A 6,419-nucleotide genomic window follows, 5' to 3' on the forward strand; every position below is an offset into this window, starting at 1 on the left:
TTGTACGGTGGTGTGAGAGGACGGAGGCCGTGAGGCCTCCTCCTACTCGATTCATGCTTAAGTTAATACGCCACTCGAGGCTAGCGTGTTAGCTCCAATCGAATCAGCACTTCATCGGTAATGTCCTCTATCTCGCCATAACCGATAAACGCCGTCACCTCATTCTCTAGCTTCTTAGCTTGATGCATACTGATGCGTGAAAGCTCTTCTAAATCCGACTGGAATAAACTCGTTAGCGGATTAAAGATAGGTGCCGTGGTGACTCGCAATACATACACATCACCTAAGTGCTGCGCTTTCTTGATGAATAAGATGCGTTCCTTTGCTGAGGCGAAGTCTTTGACCAACTTGGTGTGTACCGACTGGATTTTGTCGCCAAACTTCACTGCAGCAATGTACACGTCATGATGCTTAGGCTCCGCACCTTCAATTCTTTTTAGTGGCTCAGCCAACAGTGAGTTGGTGTGACCCTTGAAGATTGGCTCGAGTGAGAACTTTTGGTTGTGACCAAGTTTAGCAAGTAACGTTAGATGCTTATTCAGTGGGAAATTCACACCAATGATCTTACAGCGCAGCGTTGAACTTGGCTTATCAATGAATATTGGGTTACTGACCATCTTGCTCAACAAAATGTTGTGCAGTGATTCGAGTAGCGAATGTGTTGGCAGTATCTCTTGCTTCTTAATCAGCTTACTTTGGTTTTGATCGATAAGCCCATTAAGGAAAGCGATGGTACGCATTGTCTTGGCGTTCTCGGCAATAACCAACTGCACGTTGCGACCATTCGGACTCACTCGAATTACGTGGTAAGGCACTGTGCTCAGTGGCAGGTTCTTGTCATAGAGCTGCAGTTCATTGAAGTTCACTAATACCGGATCATTAATCTTGAGTACCATTGGGTGTTCAAGGCTAATGCTCAGTCCACGCTTCGAAATATCTAAGGTGTGTCCGTTCGCCGCTGCGCCATCTTGTGATGTAAGTTGCAACGGTGACTTAAATTGGTATCTCGGCTCTTTACGACGAGTCTGAGAGTCAAAGTAGATGCTTTGAATATTGCCGACGACAGTACGCGGGTGACGGAAGCGGTTCAATTCACTGCTTGGAATGCGTGGCTTTTCACTCAGAAGATAGTCCGCCGCACTTTCGTGATCGCCAATCTCTTGCAAGATTCCGCAATGCGTCAGTTGAGCTGAGCTTTGAGCCAGCGTATCCGAGTGTTTAGCTAATGCTTGTCGCTCAGTGTCTGAAAGTTCGAAAACCGAGAACTTGAACGCCTTCCAACTTTTACGTTTGCCACCGATGTGCCAGAACAGCTGTCTTTGTTCACGAGAGGCTTCAGGCAGCATCATTGAATAGAACAAGGTCTTGTTTTGGTGTTCATGGGTAAAAGAGTAGATAACGTTACTGGTTCCCTTCACTCCTGGTTTCGCCAACAGGTTCATACGTTGCTCGTTGAACAGGGTACCCAGCGCTTGTTGATTTCGTTCGTCGTGCCAATATTGCCATAATGGATGGTTGTTATCCGTCAGTAGGGCAAGCTTTAGTTCGCTGCCGCTGAAAAACAGGGGTAGGTTACAAGTATGCTTTAGATAGGTATGTTCGATTCCTCGAGTACGAGTTCGAATAATCCTATCTTGATTCTCATGGCTGGTTTTCTTACTGGTGCTATTTAAAGACTCATCGAGTAAGCGAGCCACAATATTGTTGTCGCTTACCTTGATGGTTCTTAGAAATTTGACCGCGTTGTTCTCATAAGATTCGTCGATACCCAAAACACGAAATTCAACCGCTTGGTTAACATCGTTTTCTTGGGACTTTTCGATAAGCTCTGAGAACTTAACGCTGATGATCTCGCCGAGGTTGTATCGAAAGGCGCTCGGTACTTTGAACTTTGCACCCGACGGGGAGATATCAACCGTTACACCATGTAGGCTTTGCCCTTTCGATGTGGTGATCTCGACCTGCGAGCTAATCTTGAGTCTGTTCTCTTGGCGTTTTAAGTCGTAACCTAGGTTAATAGCTTCCGCTTCGTACGGGCTATTGGCGCTAGTAATGTCGTGGTTACCTTGAGAAGATGTTTTAACAACGCTCAGAGGCTGAGTTCGCGGAGTCATTACTAACTCCCATGCGCCTTCTGTGTAACCTTTAAACTTTTTCGTACCACGTTGATATGCGTTTAAAGCGATATCATCGAGCCAGTGCTTACGGCCATCGAGAGTGAACTGACGACACTCATTATCAATACGCCCGCGTAAATCAATGCTCTTTGTACACGGAGCCATGATACGATTCAGTTCCATTTTAACGAGCAGCTTCAGAGACGGCGATTCCCCTTCTGTCATTTGAGAAAGAAGGAATTCGAAATCTTCGGCGTGGTAAGCCGGGATTAAACGTTCTGCTACAGATAGAATTTCAGATTGCTGCATACTTTTCTTGTTAGAATGGACGGTGCGTTTATGTTATCGACTAGTTTAAATCGATCTTTAAGTATAAGTGGTATGACTGCAACTTTTATTTTCATCCGTACGGTCAAATAAGTCACAAATTGACAACATCATTGTGTAATTGAGTAAATTATTGAGGTTTTATGGCGAAGGCAAAGCGAGCTTATGTGTGTAATGACTGTGGTGCTGACTTTCCACGTTGGCAGGGGCAGTGCAACGCATGTGGTGCTTGGAACACGATTACAGAAGTTAGGTTAGCCGCTTCACCTCAAGTAGCGCGCAATGAAAGATTATCTGGTTATGCAGGTGCAGTAACAGAATCGAGCGTTCAGACATTATCTGAAATTAATCTACAAGAAGTACCACGCTTTAGTAGTGGCTTCAAAGAACTCGATCGCGTACTTGGTGGTGGTGTCGTACCGGGTGCTGCGATCCTGATTGGTGGTAACCCGGGTGCCGGTAAATCAACGCTGCTATTACAAACCATGTGTCAGCTTTCTTCTCAATTACCGACTCTCTATGTAACCGGGGAAGAATCTCTGCAACAAGTCGCGATGCGTGCGTCTCGACTTGGATTGCCAAAAGAGCACCTAAAGATGCTCTCTGAAACCAACGTGGATAAGATTTGTCAGGTTGCAGAAAAAGAACAACCTAAGATCATGGTTATCGACTCGATCCAAGTTATGCACGTTGCGGATGTTCAATCTTCTCCGGGCAGTGTTGCACAAGTTCGTGAATCGGCAACCGCATTAACGCGCTACGCAAAACAGAATAACGTTGCTGTGTTCTTAGTTGGACACGTAACTAAAGACGGCACCTTAGCAGGGCCAAAAGTACTTGAGCACATTATTGACTGTTCTGTTTTATTAGATGGCGGAACCGATAGCCGTTTTAGAACGCTACGCAGCCACAAAAACCGTTTTGGTGCAGTGAATGAACTGGGTGTGTTTGCGATGACAGGCCAAGGGCTAAAAGAAGTCAGCAACCCATCCGCTATCTTCTTGTCTCGTGGTGAAGAAGAAACCTCGGGCAGTTCTGTCATGGTGGTGTGGGAAGGGACGCGTCCACTTCTTGTCGAAATCCAAGCGCTGGTGGATTATTCACAGCTGGCTAACCCACGTCGCGTCGCTGTCGGCCTAGAGCAAAACAGGCTTTCTTTGTTATTAGCGGTGCTGCATAAACACGGCGGCTTACAAATGGCTGACCAAGATGTGTTTGTGAATGTCGTCGGTGGTGTTAAAGTAACCGAAACCAGTGCTGATCTTGCGTTGGTGATGGCTCTACTTTCTAGTTTCAGAGACCGCGCATTACCAAAAGATGTGGTGGTATTTGGAGAAGTAGGCCTAGCGGGTGAGATTCGACCTGTACCGAGCGGACAAGAGCGTTTAAATGAAGCATTTAAACACGGCTTTAAGAAAGCGATTGTACCGGCGGCTAACATGCCTAAAGGTGGCATTCCAGGAATGCAGATCCACGGTGTGAAAAAATTATCGGAAGCAATTAATGCTTTTGATGAGTTGTAATTGAACTCACTTCAGCTACTCTATACAGCAGCAATTCAGCCTAACCTTAACGCCGATTAGGCTTTAGGTTAGCACTATAATTAACAATCATTTAGATTGTTACTACTGAGTGCCTTTTTCTATATGTTAGAAAAAGGCAAAGTTTTTTAGTCCCAAATGCATGCAAAGCTATCAGTCTTCACAGATTGTGATATACTCTGCGCGCATTTTATATCCTATTAACAGAGTAAGACAATGGCAGATTTATCGAAATACAGAAACATTGGTATTTTCGCGCACGTTGATGCGGGTAAAACAACTACCACTGAGCGTATCCTTAAGCTAACTGGTCAAATCCACAAGACTGGTGAAGTACATGATGGCGAATCAACGACTGACTTCATGGAACAGGAAGCTGAGCGCGGTATTACTATCCAATCAGCAGCTGTAAGCTGTTTTTGGAACGATCACCGTCTAAACGTTATCGATACTCCTGGACACGTTGACTTCACAGTTGAAGTATACCGTTCTCTTAAAGTTCTTGATGGCGGTATCGGTGTATTCTGTGGTTCTGGTGGTGTTGAACCTCAATCAGAAACTAACTGGCGCTACGCTAACGAATCAGAAGTATCTCGTCTGATCTTCGTTAACAAACTAGACCGTATGGGTGCAGACTTCTACAACGTTGTTGACCAAGTTAAAAACGTTCTAGGTGCAACTCCTCTAGTAATGGTTCTACCAATCGGCCGTGAAGACGAGTTCGTTGGTGTTGTAGACCTACTAAGCCGTAAAGCATACGTTTGGGATGACACTGGTCTTCCTGAAAACTACGAAATCAAAGATGTTCCAGCGGACATGGTTGATGACGTTGAGCAATACCGTGAAGAGCTAATCGAAACAGCTGTAGAGCAAGACGATGACCTAATGGAAGCTTACATGGAAGGTGAAGAGCCTTCTATTGAAGACGTTAAGCGTTGTATCCGTAAAGGTACTCGTGATATCGCATTCTTCCCAACGTTCTGTGGTTCTGCGTTCAAGAACAAAGGTATGCAACTTATCCTTGATGCTGTAGTAGATTACCTACCAGCACCAACTGAAGTTGACCCTCAGCCTCTAATGGATGAGAACGGTGAAGAAACTGGCGAACACGCTATCGTTTCTACAGATGAGACTTTCAAAGCGCTTGCATTCAAAATCATGGATGACCGTTTCGGTGCTCTAACTTTCGTTCGTATTTACTCTGGTAAACTGAACAAAGGTGACACGATTCTTAACTCATTCACTGGCAAGACTGAACGTGTTGGCCGTATGGTTGAGATGCAAGCTGATGACCGTAACGAACTAACTAGCGCACAAGCTGGTGACATCATTGCGATCGTTGGTATGAAGAACGTGCAAACTGGTCACACTCTATGTGATCCTAAGCACCAAGTAACGCTTGAGCCAATGGTATTCCCAACTCCAGTAATCTCAATCGCTGTATCTCCAAAAGATAAAGGCGGTTCTGAGAAAATGGGTATCGCTATCGGTAAAATGGTTGCAGAAGATCCATCTTTCCAAGTTGAGACTGACGAAGAGACTGGCGAAACTATCCTGAAAGGTATGGGTGAACTTCACCTAGACATCAAGGTAGATATCCTTAAGCGTACATACGGCGTTGACCTAACTGTAGGTGCTCCTCAAGTTGCTTACCGTGAAACTATCACTCAAGCAATTGAAGATAGCTACACGCACAAGAAGCAATCTGGTGGTTCTGGTCAATTCGGTAAGATCGATTACCGTATCAAACCAGGCGAAGCAGGTTCTGGCTTCAAGTTCAACTCTGTAGTTGTGGGCGGTAACGTTCCTAAAGAATTCTGGCCTGCAGTTGAGAAAGGCTTCGCATCTATGATGGAAAACGGCGTACTAGCTGGCTTCCCAACTCTAGACGTTGAAGTTGAACTTTTCGATGGTGGTTTCCACGCAGTCGATTCATCTGCTATCGCATTTGAAATCGCAGCGAAAGGCGCATTCCGTCAATCTATGCCTAAAGCTGGCGCGCAACTTCTTGAGCCAATCATGAACGTTGACGTGTTCACTCCAGACGATCACGTTGGTGATGTTATCGGTGACCTTAACCGTCGTCGTGGCATGATCAAAGATCAACAAGCTGGCGTAACTGGTGTTCGTATTAAAGCTGACGTACCTCTTTCTGAGATGTTCGGCTACATCGGTCACCTACGTACTATCACTTCTGGTCGTGGCCAATTCTCTATGGAATTCGCACAATACGCACCATGTCCAACTAACGTTGCTGACGAAGTGATTGCAAAAGTTAAAGCAGAAAAAGAAGCTGGTAAGTAATTAGCCCTTTTCTCAATTAGCTAAAAAAGCCCCGCAAGTGAAAGCTTGCGGGGCTTTTTATTGCTTGTAACATACTGCGAGATGCGAGATGCGAGATGCGAGATGCGAGATGCGAGATGCGAGATGCGAG

General features: G+C 45.4%; 3 protein-coding genes. 2 read left to right on the forward strand and 1 reads right to left on the reverse strand.

What is annotated here, in order from left to right; all coding sequences use genetic code 11:
• Positions 1–80 precede the first annotated feature (80 nt).
• A complete protein-coding gene (locus tag AB6D58_RS24020; protein WP_017066978.1) occupies positions 81–2,426 on the reverse strand; it encodes a PilZ domain-containing protein in 2,346 nt (781 codons plus the stop codon).
• A 161-nt stretch (positions 2,427–2,587) separates the two neighbouring features.
• Here AB6D58_RS24020 and radA point away from each other — a divergent pair, with 161 nt between their 5' ends.
• Positions 2,588–3,967 carry a DNA repair protein RadA gene (radA, locus tag AB6D58_RS24025; protein WP_017058826.1) on the forward strand — a complete coding sequence of 460 codons (1,380 nt, stop codon included), beginning with the start codon at positions 2,588–2,590 and terminating at the stop codon, positions 3,965–3,967.
• 234 nt (positions 3,968–4,201) lie between these two features.
• A complete protein-coding gene (gene fusA / locus AB6D58_RS24030; protein ID WP_017058825.1) occupies positions 4,202–6,289 on the forward strand; it encodes an elongation factor G in 2,088 nt (695 codons plus the stop codon).
• The last annotated feature ends 130 nt before the right edge of the window (positions 6,290–6,419 follow it).

Origin of the sequence: Vibrio sp. 10N.239.312.D08, from assembly GCF_041466145.1 — a bacterium.
Classification (GTDB): Bacteria; Pseudomonadota; Gammaproteobacteria; order Enterobacterales; family Vibrionaceae; genus Vibrio; species Vibrio crassostreae_C.

Coding starts and splice junctions, on each gene's coding strand:
- AB6D58_RS24020 (WP_017066978.1), bottom strand. CDS start 2,426: ATGCAGCAATCTGAAATTCTATCTGTAGCAGAACGTTTAATCCCGGCT.
- radA (WP_017058826.1), top strand. CDS start 2,588: ATGGCGAAGGCAAAGCGAGCTTATGTGTGTAATGACTGTGGTGCTGAC.
- fusA (WP_017058825.1), top strand. CDS start 4,202: ATGGCAGATTTATCGAAATACAGAAACATTGGTATTTTCGCGCACGTT.